20 protein-coding genes and 1 tRNA gene are annotated in these 20,728 nt (G+C 51.7%); 11 read left to right on the top strand and 10 right to left on the bottom strand.

Translation table 11 applies throughout. From position 1 onward, the window contains the following. Nucleotides 1-168: 168 nt before the first annotated feature. The 3 genes from SPIRS_RS12075 to SPIRS_RS12060 form a co-directional block, all read right to left on the bottom strand. Entirely contained in the window at nt 169-1,068 is a 900-nt protein-coding gene (locus SPIRS_RS12075) for an Rpn family recombination-promoting nuclease/putative transposase (RefSeq protein ID WP_013254967.1), read from the bottom strand. 218 nt (nt 1,069-1,286) lie between these two features. Beyond that, nucleotides 1,287-2,069 (bottom strand): MarR family winged helix-turn-helix transcriptional regulator, encoded by a 783-nt coding sequence (locus SPIRS_RS12065; protein WP_013254966.1) that lies wholly within the window; start codon nt 2,067-2,069, stop codon nt 1,287-1,289. A gap of 181 nt (nt 2,070-2,250) precedes the next feature. After that, a tRNA-Leu gene (locus tag SPIRS_RS12060) sits at nt 2,251-2,337 on the bottom strand. Nucleotides 2,338-2,447: 110 nt separating this feature from the next. Between SPIRS_RS12060 and SPIRS_RS12055 the strand changes: the two genes are divergently transcribed. Further along, entirely contained in the window at nt 2,448-3,245 is a 798-nt protein-coding gene (locus SPIRS_RS12055) for a TatD family hydrolase (RefSeq protein ID WP_013254965.1), read from the top strand. A 19-nt stretch (nt 3,246-3,264) separates the two neighbouring features. On the opposite strand, the gene SPIRS_RS12050 is transcribed toward SPIRS_RS12055, so the two are convergent. The 3 genes from SPIRS_RS12050 to SPIRS_RS12040 all read right to left on the bottom strand — a co-directional run bounded on the left by SPIRS_RS12050 (nt 3,265) and on the right by SPIRS_RS12040 (nt 5,539). Next, nucleotides 3,265-4,182, bottom strand: a complete 918-nt coding sequence (locus SPIRS_RS12050) for a DMT family transporter (RefSeq protein ID WP_013254964.1) — start codon at nt 4,180-4,182, stop codon at nt 3,265-3,267. Nucleotides 4,183-4,247: 65 nt separating this feature from the next. Next, nucleotides 4,248-5,177 carry an NAD(P)/FAD-dependent oxidoreductase gene (locus SPIRS_RS12045; RefSeq protein ID WP_013254963.1) on the bottom strand — a complete coding sequence of 310 codons (930 nt, stop codon included), beginning with the start codon at nt 5,175-5,177 and terminating at the stop codon, nt 4,248-4,250. Between the two features lie 2 nt (nt 5,178-5,179). Then, nucleotides 5,180-5,539: a hypothetical protein gene (locus SPIRS_RS12040; RefSeq protein ID WP_013254962.1), complete on the bottom strand. Its 360-nt coding sequence runs from the start codon at nt 5,537-5,539 to the stop codon at nt 5,180-5,182. A 264-nt stretch (nt 5,540-5,803) separates the two neighbouring features. Between SPIRS_RS12040 and SPIRS_RS12035 the strand changes: the two genes are divergently transcribed. Together SPIRS_RS12035 and SPIRS_RS12030 are read left to right on the top strand one after the other, a co-directional pair. Beyond that, nucleotides 5,804-7,009 carry an ATP-binding protein gene (locus SPIRS_RS12035; RefSeq protein ID WP_041866065.1) on the top strand — a complete coding sequence of 402 codons (1,206 nt, stop codon included), beginning with the start codon at nt 5,804-5,806 and terminating at the stop codon, nt 7,007-7,009. A gap of 116 nt (nt 7,010-7,125) precedes the next feature. Beyond that, nucleotides 7,126-7,836, top strand: a complete 711-nt coding sequence (locus SPIRS_RS12030; protein WP_049784629.1) for a VWA domain-containing protein — start codon at nt 7,126-7,128, stop codon at nt 7,834-7,836. A 208-nt stretch (nt 7,837-8,044) separates the two neighbouring features. On the opposite strand, the gene SPIRS_RS12025 is transcribed toward SPIRS_RS12030, so the two are convergent. Genes SPIRS_RS12025 through SPIRS_RS12015 form a run of 3 tightly spaced genes read right to left on the bottom strand, consistent with a single transcriptional unit; the run spans nt 8,045 to nt 11,370 of the window. Then, nucleotides 8,045-10,057 (bottom strand): ATP-dependent helicase, encoded by a 2,013-nt coding sequence (locus SPIRS_RS12025; protein WP_013254961.1) that lies wholly within the window; start codon nt 10,055-10,057, stop codon nt 8,045-8,047. Between the two features lie 7 nt (nt 10,058-10,064). Continuing rightward, nucleotides 10,065-10,544 (bottom strand): COG2426 family protein, encoded by a 480-nt coding sequence (locus tag SPIRS_RS12020; protein WP_013254960.1) that lies wholly within the window; start codon nt 10,542-10,544, stop codon nt 10,065-10,067. A gap of 40 nt (nt 10,545-10,584) precedes the next feature. After that, nucleotides 10,585-11,370: an RsmB/NOP family class I SAM-dependent RNA methyltransferase gene (locus SPIRS_RS12015; protein WP_041866304.1), complete on the bottom strand. Its 786-nt coding sequence runs from the start codon at nt 11,368-11,370 to the stop codon at nt 10,585-10,587. Between the two features lie 163 nt (nt 11,371-11,533). On the opposite strand from SPIRS_RS12015, the gene SPIRS_RS12010 reads away from it, so the two are divergent. Genes SPIRS_RS12010 through SPIRS_RS11990 form a run of 5 tightly spaced genes read left to right on the top strand, consistent with a single transcriptional unit; the run spans nt 11,534 to nt 17,382 of the window. Next, nucleotides 11,534-12,199, top strand: coding sequence for an HAD family hydrolase (locus SPIRS_RS12010; protein WP_013254958.1), 666 nt, complete (start codon nt 11,534-11,536; stop codon nt 12,197-12,199). Further along, nucleotides 12,196-13,971 carry a phospho-sugar mutase gene (locus tag SPIRS_RS12005; protein ID WP_013254957.1) on the top strand — a complete coding sequence of 592 codons (1,776 nt, stop codon included), beginning with the start codon at nt 12,196-12,198 and terminating at the stop codon, nt 13,969-13,971. The genes SPIRS_RS12010 and SPIRS_RS12005 overlap by 4 nt, the downstream gene beginning before the upstream one ends. A 40-nt stretch (nt 13,972-14,011) precedes the next feature. Further along, the gene (locus SPIRS_RS12000) at nt 14,012-15,436 is read left to right on the top strand and encodes a lyase family protein (RefSeq protein ID WP_013254956.1); all 1,425 of its coding nucleotides are present in this window, start codon (nt 14,012-14,014) and stop codon (nt 15,434-15,436) included. After that, complete coding sequence (locus tag SPIRS_RS11995) at nt 15,433-16,041, top strand: IMP cyclohydrolase (RefSeq protein WP_013254955.1); 609 nt, start codon at nt 15,433-15,435, stop codon at nt 16,039-16,041. The genes SPIRS_RS12000 and SPIRS_RS11995 overlap by 4 nt, the downstream gene beginning before the upstream one ends. A gap of 51 nt (nt 16,042-16,092) precedes the next feature. After that, on the top strand, nt 16,093-17,382 hold the full coding sequence (locus tag SPIRS_RS11990; RefSeq protein WP_013254954.1) for a restriction endonuclease subunit S: 1,290 nt from the start codon (nt 16,093-16,095) through the stop codon (nt 17,380-17,382). A 3-nt stretch (nt 17,383-17,385) separates the two neighbouring features. Here SPIRS_RS11990 and SPIRS_RS11985 read toward each other — a convergent pair whose 3' ends face one another. Further along, the gene (locus SPIRS_RS11985; protein WP_013254953.1) at nt 17,386-18,201 is read right to left on the bottom strand and encodes a ZIP family metal transporter; all 816 of its coding nucleotides are present in this window, start codon (nt 18,199-18,201) and stop codon (nt 17,386-17,388) included. Nucleotides 18,202-18,318: 117 nt separating this feature from the next. Here SPIRS_RS11985 and SPIRS_RS11980 point away from each other — a divergent pair, with 117 nt between their 5' ends. The 3 genes from SPIRS_RS11980 (at nt 18,319) to SPIRS_RS11970 (ending at nt 20,724) form a co-directional block, all read left to right on the top strand. Further along, complete coding sequence (locus tag SPIRS_RS11980) at nt 18,319-18,732, top strand: secondary thiamine-phosphate synthase enzyme YjbQ (RefSeq protein WP_013254952.1); 414 nt, start codon at nt 18,319-18,321, stop codon at nt 18,730-18,732. 32 nt (nt 18,733-18,764) lie between these two features. Further along, a complete protein-coding gene (locus tag SPIRS_RS11975) occupies nt 18,765-19,940 on the top strand; it encodes an ATP-binding protein (protein ID WP_013254951.1) in 1,176 nt (391 codons plus the stop codon). An 88-nt stretch (nt 19,941-20,028) separates the two neighbouring features. After that, nucleotides 20,029-20,724: a hypothetical protein gene (locus SPIRS_RS11970; RefSeq protein WP_013254950.1), complete on the top strand. Its 696-nt coding sequence runs from the start codon at nt 20,029-20,031 to the stop codon at nt 20,722-20,724. The last annotated feature ends 4 nt before the right edge of the window (nt 20,725-20,728 follow it).

Raw genomic sequence — 20,728 nt, 5'->3', positions numbered from 1 at the left:
GATTGATTTTCTCTTATCTAAAATATAGAGATTGTAGATTCATACCTATCAGTGGTGTACTCCTTTTCCCACTGATAGGTGGAGTCTGCTCTTCGAATTTTATTCCTCTTGCCGTTTCTGGCGGATCCAAAATCCGTCATGCTTCCTTTGATGGAAAAGCCATTCTTTTCAATCCCGTAATGCTTCGATCTCCTGCTGCCTGAGGCCGGTAAGCTCGGATATTTCCTGAATGGAGTATCCTTTTGCCAGCATCTTTTTGGCGGTGATGACGGCACGCTGCTTTTCGCCCCGCTCGATACCCTGTTCGATACCCTGCTCGAGCATCATTTGGTCATGCTCTTTCATTTTGGTAAGTAACATGGATTTTACCTCCACAATGTCGTTGATCCGGGATAAAACCGGCTGTTTTTGCTGCTCCTCGACAGACGCAAAGAAGTTGTTCAGCCATTGAACCAACAGCTGGACCGCTTCAAGTTTCTCTTCGGTAATGATGGAAAGGAAGATATCGATCTCGGCCTCAAGCTCTTCGGGAGAGGAGTTTTCGGCATAGAAGACCGCGGAAAGGGCGTTTTTGATCTTCGCCAGGCTCTGTTTTGGGATCTGGTTCTCGATAACCGGGTAGTACTGGAAAGAGGGGATGTACTTTTCCGGGATGGACTGTTCGATGAGGTCCCGGCTGTTAAGCGGAGCGGTCCACCTTCTGTCACCGTTGTAGATGAGGATGGGAAAGACGGCAGGAAAGAGTCCTGAGTCGGTAGTCTGATGGAAGCTTTGGTAGAACTCGGTGATGTAGCGAAGGAACCTAAGAGGCATGGAGTGGTCGACGGAGGACTGGAACTCGATGAGAAGGAAGAGGTAAAGGGGTTTGTCGGTGTAATTGATCTTCCAGATGATATCGGATTCCCTGGTTTTGAAGTCTTCGGTAATAAAGCTTTTGTCGACCCGTTCAAGGGAGTCGAAGTCGAGTTTGCGAACGAAACGTTCTTTGACAAAGGCCTCCATGAGGCGCTGAACGAAGATGGGGTGTGAGAAGAGGAACTTGTAGCGTGTATCGTGCTCGTTCGGCATATGGTAATACTACTACGGGAAGGGTGGTTTGGGCAATTGTGGGGAGCCTTTAAGGATGCGTTAAGGAGACGGAGGGCGCCGGAGGCGGTCCGAGGCGGGAAGCCGAGGACGGGAGCGAAGAGCGTACCCCGAAGTCGACTGGCCCGAGCTGGAAGCGAGGGCAACGCCCAAATGAAGAATCCTCATATACCTCTGTCAAAGCATGGGATTACAGGAATCTATCGGGAGTATGCCTGAATTTGGTCGATCAATCCCATTTTGAAGGCTTTGTTGACGATTTCCCATTCGTTCCGTCTCGAAAAATAGAGTGTGCAGTAGTTTCTTTGGACCTGATTTCCGTGAAAAAGATAATGTTCGATTTGACGAATGCCTTCGGGATTCATCACGGTTCCCAGATAATAATCGACGATTTTTGTGGTCGGAATATCGACCTTGTCGTTCAGAAAGTCGAGGACCCGGTCGATGTCCCGACTTCTGCCCCGTTCGCAGAGGCCTTTGATTTCCTCAGCTTTGTCGGCGATGGTTTTCACTGTCCCCCTGATGATCCTTTTATCTGAATCCAGGAAATCTATTTTAGATAACAATCCTATGAGATTCACCTTTTCGCCTTCGTTGAGCTCTTTTGCCATATCGCGCATTCTGCATAGATACCGGGGGATGATCGACGTAAGGAGCTCCGATGCCTGCGGAGTGAGCGAATAGTGTTTTTTCCTTGCGTCATCAGGATCCTGTTCACATCTGATAAGATCATCGGCAAGGAGTTTTTCCACCAACCTGGATACTGTCGATTTTGCCACCCCGAGACGATGGGCTAGTTCATGGCCCATCGGTTCTCCTTCCTGAGCATGTTTGATCCAAAGCAGGATTGAGAATCGGCTATGGGATAGTCCGTAGGGTTCGAGAAACCGTTCGAAGTCGGCTTGCAGCCACATGCCGCTTTGAAGTACAGCGAGCAAGGTGTAGAAATTCAGATCGTCGATTTCTGTTGTGTTTTCATTCATATATTAGTTAGCATAGCAACTAAATATAAAAATTGTCAATGATCAAGTAAAAGGGAGACGGTTTTACATACTCTGGCACATTTCGATGAAATCAATCGGGTTTTGATGCTTCTGTGATGAGGTCTGAGGAAATGGCGGAGAGCCTGGCAACTTGAGGTCTACAAATACTATCGTATCGTTTTGCCGGAGACGGGACTTGAACCCGTACAGCCGTATTGGGGCCGGGGGATTTTAAGTCCCCTGTGTCTACCAGTTTCACCACTCCGGCAATGAGATGTATAGTATCGAGGCTGCCGTCGATGGTCAATCCCTCCCTTTTCGCGGTGACTATTTGTTTGTTACACTTGAGGCATGGAAACATATGAGGGGCTACAGGGGATGATTGATACTCATTTCCACAGTCGCGTGATGCGTCAGAAGGGTGTCGACCCTGGTGAGCATTTGAAAAGAGCCTTTGCAGAGGGATTGGTGTGTGCCGTGGATATCGGAACGGAGCTTGGGGACCTTGAAGAGCGTTCGGGTCTTGTTGCCGAGTTTGATCGGGTTTACATGGCTGCAGGGCTCTATCCTTCCTATGCCGGTGCCGAAGATTTGCCCTCTTTGGTCGCTGAGCTTGAAACCTCAATTCTGGAACACCAGGCCGCCTCGATTCGAGGGCAGCGACCCCGTTTGGTTGCCGTGGGTGAATGCGGAATCGATTTGCATTGGGATTTTGCAGATACTGTATGTCAGCAGGAGCTTCTGGAGCTCCAAATCGATCTTGCCGATCGCCTCGATCTTCCGGTGGTGATTCATAGCCGGGAGGCCGATGATCCGCTTTTGGAAGTTTTTCGTCGTCACAGCCCAAAGCGGGGTGGCATTCTTCACTGTTTTTCCTCGGGACCGGAGATGATGAGGCGTTGTCTCGATCTTGGTTTTTTTATCTCGTTCGCCGGTAATCTTACCTTCAAGAATGCAGAGCTTATACGTAGTTCCGCACTGCAGGTGCCCATGGATCGGCTGCTTTTCGAGACGGACAGTCCTTACCTAAGCCCTGAGCCGATGAGGGGAAGGCCAAACCATCCGGCCTTTGTTGCGCACACCTATCGTTTTTTTTCTCGCCTTCGCTCTGTACCAATGGAGGAACTCATTTCTCAGGTGGCTGCGAATGTGCATAGAATTTTTTCCCTGCCTTGAGTCACTCTGTTATCTATAGTTATAGAAAAAGCAGGGCGGTCCCAACAATGGCTGTTATCGTCCCTGCAACTGCTCCCTTAGACACCCTTTTCTTAAAATAGAGGCGATCAATGGGTAGGAGAAATATGGGGGATGTTTGCATGAGGGCGGTAACAATGCCGACCGGCGCCCATGTGAGGGCGTAGAGGGATAGCACAATGCCGAGGATCGGGCCGACAAGGGCCCCGTTTGCGGTAAGCAGCAACGCTTTTCTGTCGTGTATAAGGGCCGTGAAGTCGGAGACGAGGCTTTTTCTTACCGCGGCATAAAGGACAAGACCGATGAGCCCTGCAGAGAGCCGAAGGAGGTTAGCACTGAAGGGATGAATCCCGTGGGCGAGGCCTGCCTTTGCAAGAAACATGCCGACCGCCTGGGTAAAGGCTCCTCCGAGGGCAAAAAACGCCCCGGTGCGTTTCGCTCGCTGATCCTCTTCCGTTCCGCTTTGCCTTTGGATACCACGGCTTCGTGCGCCCTCTTCAAGGATAACCCAGATAACTCCGCCGACGGTGGCCGCAATTCCGAGCATCTGCAGGGGGCTAAGAATCTCCCCAAGGAAGATCCGTGAGAGAATGGCACCAAAAATAGGGCTGAGGGTCATGACGACCATGGTTTCTCTGGGGCCGAGATCGACAAAGGCCCTGAAGATGAAGAGGTCGGCTACGCAGAAACCGAAGAGCCCGGATAGTCCGAGAAAGAGGTAGACCGATGAAGAAAGGCCGAGAGGATAGGGGCTACCGCAAAAGAGAAGATGAAGAAGGAACATCACAGGCAGGGCGATCCATAAACGGATATGTGTGACGGCCCGCGAACCGACCCTCTTGCCTGCGGCAGAATAGACAATGGAATTATGAGCCCAGCATCCTGCGGTAAGCAGCGCAAAAAATTGTCCAAGGATCATGTGCATTGCCACACTATGTCAGAAAGGATTGAGTGTGGCAATTGGCCTTTTGCACATATTTTATGTTATGATGCCCGCTTCCCTGCCTCCAGGTATTCCATGGCGGAAAGGGCTGCCACCGTGCCGTCGCCCACTGCCGTCGTTATCTGCCTGAAACGCTTTTGCCGTGCATCTCCCGCTGCGAAAACCCCTGCAAGCGATGTTTTCATCCCTTCGTCGGTGATAATCTCTCCCCGTTCGTTTAGGGAAAGCTGCTCGGCAACCATGGCAGTATTGGGTAGGTAGCCGATAAGGATAAAGGCGCCGGTAATATCAAGACGGCGTTTTTCTCCTGAAGGAGTGTGTTCGATTACAGCACCCTCGAGGCTTTCTTTACCGAGGAACTCATGTACCGTTGATTCGAGGATAAAGTCGATTTTGGGGTTTGCCCTGGCCGCTTCGATGGCGTGGGCGTAACCCTGGAAATGATCGAATTGATGGACGATGGTTACCTTGTCGGCGTAACGGGTCAGGCTTACCGCCTCTTCCAGCGCGGAGTTTCCTCCCCCGACAACCATGATCTTCTGACCGGTAAAAAAGTCGCCGTCGCAGGTTGCACAGTAGCTGATTCCAAGCCCTTTGAGCCGATCTTCCGATTCGATACCAAGATTTCTCGGCCGTCCTCCCATGGCGAGGATCATGATCGGAGCTCCATACTCCTTATCGTCGGTTTGAACCCGTTTTACCGTATCTTTCAATGTAATACCGGTAACATTGGTATTGGAGATCAAGGTACAGCCGAACCCTTCGGCCTGTGTCTTCATGGTGGATGCGAGTTGATAGCCGGAGAGCTCGGGAAGGCCTGGGTAGTTTGCAACGGCATGGGTCAAAAGAACCTGCCCTCCGACGGTTCCCTGATCGAGGATTACCACGTTTTGTTTTGCCCGGGCAAGGTAGATACCGGCAGAGAGACCCGCCGGACCTGCCCCCAGGACAATGGCATCGTAGTGTTCCATGACTATTCCTTTTTCCCGAATTGTTCGTCAAGAATTTCGGTGACCTGTGCCTTATTTTGTATAGAACTCGTTGCCTTCACCACCTTACCTGCCTGCCAGTAGACGGTGAAGGGCAGACCCCTAAAGGAAGAGCATTCCGGGAGCCTTTTGATATAGGCCGCCTCGGGGGAGTCAAAGGCCATATCGCGAAAGCGAACATGATCATAGGATCCCGATTTCTGAAGGTCCTCCATAACTCCGTATACGGGAACGCACATTGGGCCCATTCTGCCGCAGCAGACCATCAGCGGGTCGCCGCTGTCGATGAGCTTCTTCAAGGTTTCTTCGTTTTCAACATGTTCAAGGTTTGTCGGTAGTGTCATGCAATATCCTCCTATATTTATATAATAAATATTATATATAAAAATCAATATGTCAACTATTATTTAGTGTTACGAATATTGGTGGTCGGCAGCATACAATTCTTTTTCTTATCGTCGATTACAAAGATGCATGTATAAAAATTAAGCAAAAAGGAAAAAGTAAGGGTATTTCCTGCGAAAAGAACAAATTACCACCAGGATTCGGAACACTACCCAATTACCATCCTATTGACAGAAAAAGCGGGGATGCCTAGGCTTTTGAATATGCAACATTATCCCTTTTCCGCCATTTTAGGCCAAAAGCGGCTGAAGGCCGCATTACTTGCTTGCGCTGTCGATCCTTCCATTGGCGGAGTTCTTATTCGGGGAGAGAAGGGAACCGCAAAGACCACGGCGGTCCGGGCTCTTGCTCCCCTGCTACCTGAAATCGAAGTGGTAGAAGACTGCCCTTATTCCTGTGATCCGACTGACGGGGATACCATTCACGAATCCTGTGCAGCACGAATCCGTGCAGGAGAGGAGATAGAGCATTTCCGAAGACCGGTCAGGTTGGTGGAACTTCCGCTCAATGCGACCGAGGATCGCCTTGCCGGTACGATCCATATCGAAAAAACCCTCCAGCGTGGGGAACGGAGCTTTGAGCCGGGGCTGCTTGCTGCTGCCAACCGGGGAATCCTCTATATCGACGAGGTGAATCTTCTGGAGGATCACTTAGTCGATCTCGTTCTCGATGCCGCGGCAAGCGGTGTCTGCCGGGTCGCCCGTGAGGGCTTCAATCTGGAGCACCCCGCACGTTTTCTTCTTATTGGGACCATGAATCCCGAGGAGGGGGAGCTTCGTCCCCAGTTCCTTGATCGCTTTGCCCTATCGGTGACGGTCCATGGCGAGGATACGCCAGAGATGCGGAAGTCGATTGCCCGCCGACGGATCGCATTTGAGAATGATCCCAAGGCCTTTATGAAGGAGTGGGATGATGAAGAGCGGCGCCTTCGCGAGCTTGTCCGCTCCGCACGCAGGCTGCTTCCCCTTGTTGAACTTCGGGAGGAGATCTGGGACCTTTTGGTCGGCTTTTCTTCCAAGGCAGGGGTCCAGGGCCATCGGTCTGATATCGTCATGGCAAAGTGTGCATCTGCCCTCGCTGCGCTTCGAGGAAAGGCGTCGGTGGATCGTGAAGAGCTTTTGGAAGCGGCCCGTTTCGCCCTGCCTCACCGCATTGCCGGAACCATTGAAGAGACACCGGAAACGATAAAGGGGCGGCTGGAAACGATTCTTGCCGAAGAGCAGGAAGAGAAGGATCAGAAGGAAACGATAGAAAGCCCTTCGCTGCGCAAGGCCGGTCTGGAGTACGGAATGGTCCCTGAAGAGGACTTCTTCGATTACCCGGAGGATTTTCAGGTTCCTGGTGCAGCCGCTGCCGGAAGTCTCGTCTTCGATTTTCTCGAAAAAAAAAAGCGTCCATCGATGAAGTAGAAGCGGCTGCCAGTCTATCCTCTCTCGATATTACGGCCGCCGACCTTCGTCGTTTCGGCAAGGCGGGAATACGCCGTCACGGACGTCAGAGGGGAGAGACAGGGGAAAGGGGCAGGGTGATCGGCAGCAGGGCTCCAGGTCCCGGAGAGGCGTTAAGCGATCCCGATCTTGCCGCGAGTTTTATCGCAGCTCTCAATCGGGGCGCGGGTAATGACCGCTTGAGAATCGAACCACAGGATATCAGGCTTCATGTCCGTCGTGAGGAACCGGGAACCTTCGTCCTTTTCCTCCTTGATACCAGTGATTCGATGGGGGCACTCGAGCGGATGGCTGTGACCAAGGGAGCTGTCCTTGCCCTGCTGCAGCGATCCTACCAGGAGCGGCATGTTGTTGCCCTTACAACCTTCGGCGGAGGCGGGGCCAAAACCACCCTTGCTCCGACGAAGAGTGTTCTCTTGGCAAAAAAAGCCCTTAACGCGCTCAGGCCTGACGGCGGTACTCCCCTTGCCGCCGGTATCGAGGCTTGTGGCGAGCTCTTTTCTTCAGCAGGCAGACGCTACCCCGGTATGCGTAAAATCTTAGTGATTATTTCCGATGGCGAAGCAAACATTGCCCGGGAAAGAGGGGTACCACCCTTGCGGGATGCCCTGGAGGCGGCAAACAGGCTGCGTCGAAGTGATATCCATGCGGTACTAATCGATACGAAATTACCGAAGGTCGGCAAGGAGAATGAGATGAAAAGCCTTCACCGGGTTATTGGCGGCCGTTATATCAACGCCTCGGCTCCGGGGCTGGAAGCGATTCTCGAGGCGGTGGATGCTTCCTGAATATTGCGGTACGAATCATGGTGCGATCGTACTGATTATCTACTGTTCCGAATCCTGGTGATTGAAGGAACATAATTCCATTTCCTATAATCAACTGAGAGTTGAACTATGGGAAAAAGCAAGCACTGACATAAAAGCAAGGATTTTACCGGCAAAGTGGCTCGCACACCACCAGGATTCGGAACACTACATACAGATTCCAGATCCGCTACACCTTATCGGGAATTCCCAGCTTGGCCCTGATCTTTTCAAAATAATCCATTGCCTCTCCCGATTCCACCTCCTCTTCGGGCTGATGATATTCGATCAAGTGATCGGGAATTTCCTCGAGAAAACGGCTGGGACTTGAGTCTATCACCTCTCTGGATACCCTTCTGGTTTTGCAGCTTGTGAGATAGAGCTTCTGCTTGGCTCGTGTGATGGCGACGTAAAAGAGCCTTCGCTCTTCTTCGATGTTGTCAGGGTCCTCTTCCAGAGAGCGGGCATGGGGCATGATCGTATCTTCCACCCCTGCAAGAAAAACGATCTCGAACTCGAGCCCCTTTGATGCGTGGACCGTCATCAAATTGACCATATCGTTGTTCTCTTCCTGATCGTCATCCCTGGTGATCAGGGTGATACGGTTGAGGTAGTTGTAGATATTGGGGTCGTCGTTGTCCGGATCTTTCTCCCATCGTTCGAAAAGATCGAGGAAGATACCGATGTTTTTGTATTTCCACCGGGCCGCACGCTCGTTTTTTTGGTTTTCCATGATGAGATATCCCCAATAGTCGACCTTATCGACAAGGGATCGTGTGGTATCCGCCATCTTTTTGCCGGTAAGAATCTGTTCGCGATAATATTCGATGAAGGTGACGAATTCCCCGAGGGCGGCCTTGACCTTATCACTCACCGGTGCGTCCTCGGCATAACGGATAGCACTTGCGGCGGAATAGAGGCTCCATTCCTTTTCATCCGCCAATTCGCGAAGTTTTTCGAGACTGACTCTGCCTATTCCCCGTCTCGGGGTGTTGATGATGCGTAGGAAATTGACATCGTCGTCGGGATTGGAGAGAACCCTGAGGTAGGCAATGATGTCCTTAATCTCCTTACGTTGGAAAAAGCTTTGACCGCCGCTGACCTTATAGGGGATATTTTCGGCCAAAAAGGCATTTTCTATGGTGGCGGCGAGGCTGTTTGTTCGTACCAGAACACCAAAATCGTGGTATTTATATCCCTCCCTCATGGAGAGGGTTGCAATCAGCTGGGCAATGAACTCCGCCTCTTTCAGGTCGTCGTCGGGATAGAAGATCTCAATCGACCTTCCGTTGTCCAGACCTGTCCAGAGCTCCTTGCTTTTTCGATTTTTGTTATTTGCGATTACCTGGTTGGCGGCTGCAAGGATGTTTCCGGTTGAACGGTAATTCTGTTCAAGTTTGATCTCCAGCAGCTCGGGAAAGTCTTTCTCAAAGTTGACGATATTCTGGTAGTTTGCTCCCCGCCATGAGTATATCGATTGATCATCATCACCCACGACACAGATATTTCGTTCTTTTTTCGCCAAAAGCTTCATCAAATGGTATTGAGCCAGGCTTGTATCCTGGAATTCGTCAACCATGATATAGCGATAGCGTCGACGATATGCATCCAACACCTCGGGGAACTCTTCGAAGAGGCGTATCGGCAGCATGATCAAATCGTCGAAATCGACGGCATTGTAGGCATGCAGATTTGCAAGGTACTCCTCAAAGAGCGGCTTATAAAGCTTGTTCTCTCTGTTCCACTTTTCCCGTCCCGTTTTTACCGAAGAGAAGAGGTTTGCGATTTCCCAGGTATCGAGGTCTTCGGGAATCATACCGATTCCTCTGGCACTTTCCTTTATAAGAGCGGTTTTGTCGACCTGATCGTAGATCGAAAAGTTTGATTTGTAATCAAGGTACTCGATACTTTTACGTAACACCTTTACACCAAAGGCGTGAAAGGTGCTCACCGTCAGGTTCGAAAGCCGTTTCCCGGTGAGGGAACGGATTCGGTCCGACATCTCCCGTGCGGCCTTATTGGTAAAGGTAAGGGCAAGAATCGAGGATTGGGGGATCCCTTCTTCCAGCATGTGGGCTATCCTGAAGGTGATCATCCGGGTCTTTCCGGATCCCGCACCCGCTATAATAAGGAGAGGGCCGTCTATAGTGCTGGCGGCGATGAATTGTTCCTTGTTGAGTTCTTTTGCCAGATCTATTGCCATTGAAGTTTTATACCTGTTTTGTGAAGATTGAGAAGGCCTCGATTCCCAGGAGAGAAACGGTGATCACAATGGCACCGGAAATAGCGACACCGAAAAGAACATGAAGAATGGTCCTTTTTCGTCCCAATCCTAAAAGCCAGGCCCCGAGGGTCCCGGTCCATGCCCCGGTAACGGGCAGGGGAATGGCGACGAAGAGGGTTATCCCGAGATATTCAAAACGGGAAACCTTTGCTTCGATCTTTTTTCTTGTTCGTTCGACGACTCGCTCGAAAAGGGAGGAGTACCACGCCATCCTGAGAAAGAGTTTGTGCAGGGTGGAAAGAAAGAGATACACCACCGGGGCCACCAGCGCGTTGAAGGCCACACAGTAGAGATAGGCTATAAGGGGTTCGGCTCCCTTTGCAAGGGCAAAGGGGATGGCACCTCGCAGTTCCGATATCGGAGCGAGGCTCAAAAGTGCAGTAACCACGTAATGATGAAAGGTCATGGGCGAAGTATAGAGTGTTAGAACTGCTTTGAAAAGCGCTTTAGACCATACGCTTTCGCAGAAGTGCTGCGTACATCGGTCCTTTCCCCGCCTCGCGGTCGGGAAGAACAATCATTCCGAAACGGGTCGCCTCACCGTAAGGAAGAGATAGTTCCGCCTTTTCCATGAAATCCCCCCTTCGTTTCAGGAGCTTTTCTATGACCCCGTCGTTTTCAAAGGGGCTGATGGTGCATGTGCTGTAGAGCAAAACCCCTCCGGGTCGTAAAGCATCGGCGGCTGCCGCAGCCATGGCAAAGGCCTGGACCGCCAATCTCCTGGTTCTGGAGGGTGACCATCGCTCCAGATGGACGGGATCCAAGAGCACATGCCGTTCGGATGAGCAGGGTGCATCCAAAAGGATGCGATCGTAACGGTTCTGCTCGTACAGCCCCCATTTCGAAGCGTCGTGAGAGGTTATCTCTACAATCGAGGCGTAGTCCGGTATCAGGTGCTCGGCAATGACCCGCTTGAGGCGCGCTCTTCGTGAGGCTGAGCGGTCGTTGGCGATCAGCGATCCCTTTCCCCTCATCGCGGCGGCGATGACCAGACTCTTTCCCCCCGGGGCTGCACACATATCGAGCACCTCTTCTTCCGGAAGTGCACCAAGGGCCTTAGCGGTATCGATAGAGGCCTGATCGAGGTAGTAACTCTTGCCGAGGCCCTCTGAAAAGGGAACAGGACGAGGTTCTCTTTTCAGGGCTTCGGCCAGGGAGGGCCAACGCTCTCCGTATAGTTCCCGATAGAAGCGGAAAAAGGCCTCTTTTCCCTTTGTTGCTTTCTTTTTCAAACTGTTCTTCTCCACATGGGGTCCAAGTGTATGCGAAAAGTATACTCCGACGACTTGTCCGGCTTCAATTGGGTTTGGATAGGGACTATAGGTATTGGGGAGCGTCAATATTTGCCGGCCTCAATCTTGACTTAGTTCCTATCCTTGCGTAGCCTAATCGTAGATGAATATACGAGCAATTTTCTTTGATTTGGACGGAACGCTGCTGGATACCATGCCCGATATTGTAAGCGCCCTTGATGGGGCCCTGGCACGAAACGGGTTTCCCCGACATCCTACGGAGGCTTATCCGGGCTTTGTCGGAAGCGGGCTGAGGGAGGCGGGCCGCAGGGCCATGCCTGCGGAAAAACGTGGTGACGGGCGGTTGGTCGAGAGGCTCTACCATGATATTCTGGATATCTATCGTGAACATCCTGTGGAAAAGACCCGAATGTATCCCGGTATCGAACGGCTTTTGCGGCAGCTTTCTCAAAGCAAGCTGAAATTGGCTATCATCACCAACAAGGATCTGGAAATCGCCTCTTCGGTCATCGATCAGCGGCTTCCCTCCGAACTCTTCGATGCCGTTGTCGGTGTGGATCGAAATACGCCGCCGAAGCCCGATCCTTCTGGATCCTTATCTGCTAGTAAGCGCTTATCGGTAGTTCCCGAGCAGGTCCTCCTGGTCGGGGACAGCGATGTTGATATGGCAACCGCCCGTGCCGCCGGTTTCGACGCATTGGCGGTCTCCTGGGGCTATCGGTCGCTTGGGCAGCTACAGGCTGCCGGCGCTCCCCGTATTGTCTTCAGTCCCGAAGAAATTCTGAAGATTGTGGAGGTGGTATCATGAGTGGTGAAGCACAGGCAGCTGCCGAGTATCGGAATCTTGCCCGGGAATACCTTTCACGGGAAGAGCATCCTGTTTTCAGAAAAGAATTGGAGGAGCTCCTTGCATCGGGGGATGAAAAGGATCTTGCTGATCGTTTCTATACCCGTCTTGCCTTCGGCACCGGAGGCATGAGGGGCGTGATCGGGGCAGGATACAACCGGATGAACCCCTTCACGGTTAGCCAGGCGACCCAGGGGCTTGCCAACTATATACGAAAGGCAGTGGGGCTTGAGGCAAAACCCGTGGTGGTCATCGCCTACGACTCCAGACGCTATTCCCGGCTTTTTGCCGAAGAGGCTGCAAAAGTGCTCTGCGGCAACGGCATTATTGTGAGGCTTTTCCCTTCTTTGCGGCCGACCCCCGAACTCAGCTATGCCGTTCGCTACTTTGAAGCAACCTCGGGAATCGTCGTTACGGCGAGCCACAATCCCCCGGAGTATAATGGTTACAAGGTGTACTGGAGCGATGGAGGACAGATTATTGCTCCCCACGATAGTGGCATCATCGAAGAGGTTCGAAACGTGACAGGTTCGATATCCCGTATTCCCCTTGAATCTGCCATGGCCAGGGGGCTTTTCTTCGAAATCGGGGATGCTGTGGACGAGGCGTATCTCTCCATGGTTGCGGGGTGCTCGCTCCGTCCGAAACTTATGGAGGAGAAGGGTAAGGATCTGAAGGTGGTGTATACCCCGCTTCACGGTAGCGGGCTCGTCCCTGTGGAAAAGAGTCTTTCGTCCATGGGGATAGACGTGATCACCGTGCCCGAGCAGCGGGAGCCAGATGGCAATTTCCCCACCGTCGAATATCCCAATCCCGAGGAGGCTTCGGCTCTGAAACTTGCCATCGAGCTTGCCCAAAAGGAACATGCCGATCTTGTTATGGCCACCGATCCCGATTCTGACAGGCTTGGGCTTGCGGTTCCCGAAGATGCCGAGTGTTCTTCATACCGCTTGCTCACGGGAAATCAGACCGGCTGTCTGCTTGCGGACTATATCTTTTCGACACGAAGCGAACTGGGACGGCTTCCTTCTGACGGGGCATTTGTCAAGACCATCGTCACCACGGATCTTCAGCGCCGTATAGCAGAGAGTTACGGTATTACCACCTATGACGTTCTTACCGGTTTCAAGTATATCGCCGCAAAGATTGCCGCATTCGAAGAGGGGGGCAGGGAGCGATTCCTCTTCGGTGGTGAGGAAAGCTACGGCTATCTGGTAACCGATAAGGTTCGGGACAAGGATGCGGTTTCCGCTGCATTTATGGTTGCGGAAATGACCCTTTATCATCGAAGTCGGGGGACCTCACTGCTCAAGCGACTTGAAGAGATCTGGGAGCGCTACGGATATTTCCAGGAGCTTTTGGTCAGCCGTAGGTTTTCCGGTGCCGAAGGGGTCCGGAAGATGGCGGATCTGATGGACTCTCTTCGATCTCGTCCCATGCAGCAGATCGCCGGTTTACAAGTGGTAGAAGTGGCCGATTTCCTGAAAGGAACGAGGTGTGACGTAGAGGGCCACGGTTTAGGGAAGCTGGAGCTGCCCTCGTCGAATGTTCTCCAGTTCTTTTTGGAAGGGGGAAGCAAGGTGACCGTCAGGCCCAGTGGTACCGAACCGAAAATCAAATTCTACGCTTCCGTGGCATGTGAACCGGAACTCGGCCTTGATGAGGCGAAAAAGCTCGCCGGCAAGAGGCTGGCAGCGGTAGAAGAGACCATCGATACCCTTATCGGCTCCTGACGGAGCCGTTTTTTATTTACAGCCTAAGGAGAAATCAAACATGGAACAACGATCGATCTTTGCATCCCTTTCGCCCCTGGACCACCGTTATTATTTGGCGAACAGGGAGCTTTTTGAGAAGCTGGGCGGTTTCCTCAGTGAGGAGGCCAATGTCGCCTTCTGTTTGGAGGCGGAGATTGCCCTGCTGACGGTTCATGCCAGACGTCTATATGGTCAGGATGCAAAGACATTGGTTGATGCCGAGGCCCTCCGGCAAAAGGTTACTGCCGAATTGGTATACGAGGAGGAAGAGCGGACGCATCATAATATTCGGGCACTGGTCAACGTCATGAAGCGCTTTGTTCCCGAAAAGATTAATCCCTATGTCCACTTGGGAGCGACCTCTGTCGATATTTTGGATACCGCCATGAGCCTTCGGGTCGGCGGGGCCGTTCGGGAGGTGGTTCTTCCCCTCCTGTGGGAACTTGAAGAGCGTCTCGCCGTTCTTGCAGAGAAAGAGGCGAAAACTCCTCAGGTAGGAAGAACCCATGGACAGCATGCGGTGCCCGTTACCTTCGGTTTTGCCATGGCGGAATACGCGGCCCGTTTGGGCAAATCCCTGCTTGAAATGGAGAAACGCTGTGGTGATCTTCGCGGTAAGCTTGCCGGTGCCGTGGGTGCCTACAACGCAACATCTCTTCTTGTGGACGATCCCCAGGGCCTGGAGCGGGAATATCTTCAGGAGCTGGGTTTGGAGCCTGCTGAGTACGCGACACAGATGGTTGAACCGGAATATATGCTGCGGCTGCTCCTTGAGATCAATACCGCTTTCGGCATTATTGCAAACCTTGCCGACGATCTGCGCCACCTTCAGCGAAGCGAAATCGACGAGGTACGGGAATTCTTTTCTTCGACCCAGGTTGGCTCTTCCACCATGCCGCAAAAGCGGAATCCATGGAACAGCGAACATGTCAAGAGCCTCTGGAAGGCCTTTGCTCCCCGGGTGGTCACGTTTTTTATGGATCAGATATCCGAACATCAGCGTGATCTTTCGAACTCTGCCTCCAGCCGTTTTGTCGCCGACTATATTGCCGGATTTTCCGCCGCTGTTGAACGGATGAACCGGATTGTAGAGAGTCTCTATGTGGATCGCCAACAGATGCGAAAAAATCTGGACATGGGAGGGGATATGGTTCTCGCCGAGGCTGCCTATGTTCTGCTTGCCTTGGAGGGGGACAGCGATGCCCATGAGGCGATCCGTAAGGCAACACTGCTCTGCGAAAAAGAGAAAATATCCCTGAAAGAGGCGCTTGCCCGCAATGAAAAGCTTTGGGATCTGCTCGACCAGGGCTTGCGTGACAGCTTGGGCCTTGATGCAGATACCTTTTTCTCCGATTCGGCCAGATATCGGGGGAAGGCTGCTGAGAAGGCAATCACGATCGGGCGAAAGTACAAAGAGCTCGCCGAAGAAAGGAGAAGAAAATGAGAGCACGGGAGGGAAGCAGCATGAACCGGGCCCTGATCAGTGTCTGGAATAAGGAGGGGGTTGAGCAGTTTGCCCGATCCCTGTGGGAGGCAGGAGTCCAGATTATCTCTTCCGGCGGTACGGCGATGTTTTTGTCAAAGGCCTCTATTCCCGTCATCCCGGTGGAGGATGTTACCGGTTTTCCCGAGATGCTCGACGGACGGGTAAAAACCCTTCATCCAAAGATCCACGGGGCAATTCTCGCACGAAGGGCCAATCCCTCGGATATGGAAACCGTGAAGGTCCATGGTATTGTTCCTATCGATGTGGTTGCCGTTAATCTTTACCCCTTTGTTCGTATGCTTGAGGACGGGGTGGTCGGAGACGATTTGCTTGAGTATATCGATATCGGCGGGCCGACGCTTTTGCGCGCTGCGGCAAAAAACTATAAAGATGTGCTTGTGGTTTGTGATCCTGCCGACTACGATGAGGTTGCACAACATGTTGCTGCGGGAGGGAATGTTGATATGAAGCTTCGGCAGAGATTGGCTACCAAAGTTTTTGATGTGATAAGCGATTACGATCGTTCGATCGCAAGTTGGCTTGCTTCTGCACAGCCTTCTTAAAATAACTTTTTTTGTTTGACAGTCATAGGCCAGCTTCCTACTATACTTATTATGATGAAAGCGATCTACAAAAACCTTGCCAAGATGCTTGTTTCAGATGCCGGCAGTGGAGAAATGCTGCCGGATATTCCTGTTTTCCCCTTCGGTATGCCGCCCTTGCCTCTGTCGGCTATTGGAGATGAGAGGAATGGAGACCGTTTATCCCATTCCTCTTCCAATGCTCCCTTTGCTGCAGAAACGTGGCAAGGGGCCTCCTTCGTTGTTATAGACGGAGCTCCAAAGGACTCTCCGGATGTTGATAGGCCTATTATTGAATCACTAAAAGCCCGGGGATTTACCGGCAAGATCAACAGAGAGAGTGCGTATCTCCTGCGGGCCATTGAATCGCTTGTCGAAGGAGGGATCCTCATAGATTCCTTTAGTCCTCATCTTCTCTATGGTTCCAGTACCCTCGACAGGGCTCTGCGTGAGATATTGTCTACCAAGGTTGCGCTCCTCTCCGTTACCAGCTTTGAGGCGCCAGGCGATGGAAAGGACGACCGGGAACCCAGAGTGATTATTGTCCTTCGCCGTGAGGCTCCTTTTAAGGATCATACAATTTTATTCAGACGCCTTGGACATAACGCGGAGTTGCTGATGGAGCGGAAGGTTCCCATTGAGGAGATGCAAAACGCCTCGGTCTGGATTCCCGACCGTTTTTTCATCCGGCAAAAACAGTATCTCAATGAAAAAATTCATACGGTCCAACTCGGGTCGCTTTGCCGGGATATCTTTCGTGGGGCCCCAGGACGTTTTTTTTCCAAAGAAGGGAAAGAAGAGGTCCGTTATCTCAGTCTGAAACACGTAGGTGCGGGACTCCTCGATGTAAACGACCTTTCGACCATGCGAATCGAATCGGTTTCCAGAATCAAACGCTACTTGTTGCGACAGGGTGATGTCATCGTCAGCTGCCGCGGAGAGTTTTTTCGGCCACTACTGCTTACCGGGAAGAGTACGATACCCGTCACCGGCGGCGATAACTATGTCATCATTCGTCCCGATCTCAATCTTGTGGATCCCGGCTTTCTTTTCAGATACCTTCGCAGTAGGGCCGGACAAGCTTTCCTTTTCGGCATGTCAACGGGAAAGCGCATTCGTGTATTGAATGTACGAGCCATGGCGGAAATCCCGGTCCCGTTGCCGCCAATGGAGATGCAGCAACGGGTTGCCGTCGAATTCACCAATGCCGAGCGCCTTTTAGAGGAAGAACGCAACCGCATTGAAGAGGAATACCGCAACAGCGCCGATGTTCTGTTTCAAGGGATGGGGCTGCTTCCGGCCGGGGCCGAAAACGACTCCTGATCCCTACCCCAATGCGACGTCGAGTACCATCATCACGGTAAATCCGAGCATGGTTCCGAGGGTTGCAATATCCGAATGGGCGGCTTCGCTTTGTCCCTCGGGAACCAATTCTTCGACTACCACGTAGATCATGGCTCCCGCCGCAAAGGCAAGGGCGTAGGGCAGTATCGGACGCATGATAATGACCAAAAGCGCTCCGATAACCCCTGCGATAGGCTCAACAATGCCCGATAGCTGGCCATACCAGAAACTTTTCGCCCTGCTAAGCCTCTCTCTTCTCAGGGGAATGGAAACGGCCGCTCCCTCGGGAAAATTCTGCAGACCGATACCGAGGGCAAGGGCTATGGCCCCTGCTTCACTTGCACTCGGCAGGTTTGCAGCGATGGCCCCGAATGCCACTCCGACGGCAAGGCCTTCAGGAATATTGTGAAGGGTTATGGCAAGAACCAGCAGGATACTGCGTTGCCAGCTCGTCGATATCCCCTCTGCATGTTCGATCGGCTCACCCTGGTGAAGGTGAGGGAGGATCTTATCCACAAGAAAGAGAAATGCCCCTCCGCAGAGAAAGCCGACGGCCGCCGGAATCCAGGGCGTTTTATTACCGGCGTTCTCTGCCATTTCCAAAGCCGGTGCGAGAAGCGACCAGAAACTTGCGGCGATCATCACTCCGGCGGCAAAGCCGAGCATCGCATTCAGCACCTTTTTATTAATGTTCTTAAAGAAAAAGACCATAGAAGCACCCAGTGCGGTCATCAACCAGGTAAAGCAGGTGGCAATGGCGGCCTGGGCTATCGGTGATAGGGAAGTAAAGTAGCTCATAAAAAAAGTATAGTATAATCTTGGCGGTGATGGAAGGAGGAAAAATCTTGGTGGTGTAACGCCCCCTATCTCTGTTATAGTGTTTTCGGCTACTGTTTTCGACTACAGGAGGTTACCATGAAGAGTTTTCGAAAAGAGTTGTGGTTCAATACGGAAAAGCGATATCAGTTTGTCCATATTACGGACGATGTCAAACAAGCATTACAGGAGAGCGGAGTACGCGAGGGGTTCTGTCTTGTCAATGCAATGCACATTACCGCGAGTGTTTTCATAAATGACAATGAGTCGGGACTTCATCAGGATTATCTTGAGTGGCTCGAGAAACTCGCTCCCTATAGTCGGAAGGGATACCATCACAATGTCGGTGAGGACAACGGTGATGCGCACCTCAAGAGACAGGTTATGGGACGTGAGGTCGTCGTTGCCATCACCGATGGGAAGCTTGATCTCGGTCCGTGGGAAGAGATTTTCTACGGCGAGTTCGACGGTCGCCGTAGAAAGCGGGTTTTGATCAAAATTATCGGCGAGTAGCTTCTACCCTTTGACGCCGGGGAGGTTTTCGCATGGAGAGAATCGGATATTTTCAGTTTCTCCGCACCATCTACTTTTTTAAGGATCTTGACGATACCGATATTCGGGACATCATGGCTTATTGCCATGAAACCAGTTTTTCTGCCGGAGAGGTTGTGTTCTGGGAGAATGATGAGGCAGATCGCTTCTATATTATCATGTCGGGAGAGGTCGAAGTCTGGAAAGGCTACGGAAGCGATCAGGCCGATATGCTGGCTGTCCACGGCCCCGGTCATCTGTTTGGCGAGATGGCTCTTGTGGACGAGCTTCCCCGAAGTGCAACGGTGAAGAGCAGGGGAAATACTCGGGTTCTCTATATCGGCCAGGATGAATTTCAAAAGATCCTTCAAGAAAAGCCAATGGTTGCCTTTGCCATTGTAAAAAGCCTCTCCGCCATGGTGAGGAAAAGCAACGACACCTTCCTTGAAGACCTTCGGGAACGAAACAAGCGTCTTGAGATTGCAAACAGGGATCTTCAGACGGCACAGTCGGAATTATTGAAGAGTGAACGTCTTTCGACCCTGGGAAAATTCTCATCCATGATCCTTCATGATATTCGAAACCCAATTTCGGTGGTGAAGGCGTATACCGATCTTCTGCTGATCAGCGAAGGTATTCCACAGAAAAATATGGACTATATTCGCAATATCCGTTTCGAGGCGGAGCGGCTCAATCAGCTCGCCAACGAGCTTCTCGATTATTCGCGGGGGGAGATACGTCTGGATATGGGATCGGTTGACCTTGATGGCTTTTTCCTTCGTCTTGAGGAATGGGTCCGTCGGCGTTTTGCCTCCCGCCGCTGTGAGATAACCTTGCGAAACGGACACCAGGGACCGGTCATTTTCGATCAGGAGCGTATGTTCAGGGCCTTGACGAACCTTTCCGACAATGCCAGAAAGGCGATGACAATGGGGGGCTCTTTTTCCTTGACGGCGGAAGATAATGATGGATGGCTCCTGTTTACGGTGTCGGATACCGGAGAAGGGATGAATAAGGAGGTCCTTGAGAGGGTTTTCGAACCCTTCTACAGCTCGTCAAAGGGAGGGGGCACAGGGCTCGGAATGGCGATTGTAAAAAGTACCGTAGAGGCTCATGGAGGAAATATTGAGATCGATTCCGCCCCAGGCAAGGGCACACGTATTTTTTTGAGAATTCCTCTGCACGGATAACTTTTCAAATGCCCATTGTCGGTGTAAAATAATATGAACAAAATCTTCGTTTAATCAAGTTCTGATTGAGTGGGGGTAGGATTGCATCATGAAGTCGGCTGAAACTGCAATGAAGAAGATCCGTTACGCCCTTGCTCACAACAAACAGCTTGAAGTCAAGTTGTCTGCCTACGGAATGCCCCAGCGCCGCTATATCGATCTTCTCCTTTCCCTCTATCTTGAAGAATGCGGCTTGATTGAATTAAAAGATCGCTTGTTGTATTGCATGCACGAGCTTGCGGGAAATGCCCACAAGGCCAATGCCAAACGTCTTTTTTTCGAACGCAGCGGCTTTGATATTTTCGATACGGCAGAGTATGAAGAGGGCATGAGTCGCTTTAAGCAGACCGTTTCACATGATCTTTCCTCCTACAACAGGATTCTTACCGAGCAGGGGTATTATGTCTGTTTTCGTTTTCATCTAAAAGGAGGCACCTTGGCCCTTCAGGTAGTCAATAGTGCCCGGTTGCTGCAAACCGAACGTGAACGGATAGCCTCTAAAATTGAGATTGCGCGCTGCTATACCACCCTTACCGATGCCTATACCGTAGCGGAGGATTTTTCCGAAGGCGCCGGTCTCGGCATCGTCATGATCCACATCATGCTGAAGGCCATCGGCTTTCGCAACTTCTCTTTTTCGGTCGATGGTGATGAGCGTAAGACGATCAGTAGCCTTCTCCTCGATGTTAGCACCTGTCGGCCTGTTTTGCCTGCCGGCGAGACTGCCGTTTCGAGTTCCATATAGCCTT

It is taken from the genome of Sediminispirochaeta smaragdinae DSM 11293, assembly GCF_000143985.1.
Taxonomy (GTDB): Bacteria; Spirochaetota; Spirochaetia; order DSM-16054; family Sediminispirochaetaceae; genus Sediminispirochaeta; species Sediminispirochaeta smaragdinae.
Note: the sequence above shows the minus strand (reverse complement) of the source record. Positions and strands in the feature narration are given on the sequence as shown.

What these genes read in the sequence shown, in the direction of transcription:
- SPIRS_RS12000 (WP_013254956.1), top strand. Translation starts at nt 14,012, where the DNA reads ATGGAACAACGATCGATCTTTGCATCCCTTTCGCCCCTGGACCACCGT.
- SPIRS_RS12035 (WP_041866065.1), top strand. Translation starts at nt 5,804, where the DNA reads ATGCAACATTATCCCTTTTCCGCCATTTTAGGCCAAAAGCGGCTGAAG.
- SPIRS_RS12055 (WP_013254965.1), top strand. Translation starts at nt 2,448, where the DNA reads ATGATTGATACTCATTTCCACAGTCGCGTGATGCGTCAGAAGGGTGTC.
- SPIRS_RS11985 (WP_013254953.1), bottom strand. Translation starts at nt 18,201, where the DNA reads ATGAGCTACTTTACTTCCCTATCACCGATAGCCCAGGCCGCCATTGCC.
- SPIRS_RS12010 (WP_013254958.1), top strand. Translation starts at nt 11,534, where the DNA reads ATGAATATACGAGCAATTTTCTTTGATTTGGACGGAACGCTGCTGGAT.
- SPIRS_RS12040 (WP_013254962.1), bottom strand. Translation starts at nt 5,539, where the DNA reads ATGACACTACCGACAAACCTTGAACATGTTGAAAACGAAGAAACCTTG.
- SPIRS_RS12075 (WP_013254967.1), bottom strand. Translation starts at nt 1,068, where the DNA reads ATGCCGAACGAGCACGATACACGCTACAAGTTCCTCTTCTCACACCCC.
- SPIRS_RS12005 (WP_013254957.1), top strand. Translation starts at nt 12,196, where the DNA reads ATGAGTGGTGAAGCACAGGCAGCTGCCGAGTATCGGAATCTTGCCCGG.
- SPIRS_RS11975 (WP_013254951.1), top strand. Translation starts at nt 18,765, where the DNA reads ATGGAGAGAATCGGATATTTTCAGTTTCTCCGCACCATCTACTTTTTT.
- SPIRS_RS11990 (WP_013254954.1), top strand. Translation starts at nt 16,093, where the DNA reads ATGATGAAAGCGATCTACAAAAACCTTGCCAAGATGCTTGTTTCAGAT.
- SPIRS_RS12050 (WP_013254964.1), bottom strand. Translation starts at nt 4,182, where the DNA reads ATGATCCTTGGACAATTTTTTGCGCTGCTTACCGCAGGATGCTGGGCT.
- SPIRS_RS11995 (WP_013254955.1), top strand. Translation starts at nt 15,433, where the DNA reads ATGAGAGCACGGGAGGGAAGCAGCATGAACCGGGCCCTGATCAGTGTC.
- SPIRS_RS12045 (WP_013254963.1), bottom strand. Translation starts at nt 5,177, where the DNA reads ATGGAACACTACGATGCCATTGTCCTGGGGGCAGGTCCGGCGGGTCTC.
- SPIRS_RS12025 (WP_013254961.1), bottom strand. Translation starts at nt 10,057, where the DNA reads ATGGCAATAGATCTGGCAAAAGAACTCAACAAGGAACAATTCATCGCC.
- SPIRS_RS11970 (WP_013254950.1), top strand. Translation starts at nt 20,029, where the DNA reads ATGAAGTCGGCTGAAACTGCAATGAAGAAGATCCGTTACGCCCTTGCT.
- SPIRS_RS12020 (WP_013254960.1), bottom strand. Translation starts at nt 10,544, where the DNA reads ATGACCTTTCATCATTACGTGGTTACTGCACTTTTGAGCCTCGCTCCG.
- SPIRS_RS12065 (WP_013254966.1), bottom strand. Translation starts at nt 2,069, where the DNA reads ATGAATGAAAACACAACAGAAATCGACGATCTGAATTTCTACACCTTG.
- SPIRS_RS11980 (WP_013254952.1), top strand. Translation starts at nt 18,319, where the DNA reads ATGAAGAGTTTTCGAAAAGAGTTGTGGTTCAATACGGAAAAGCGATAT.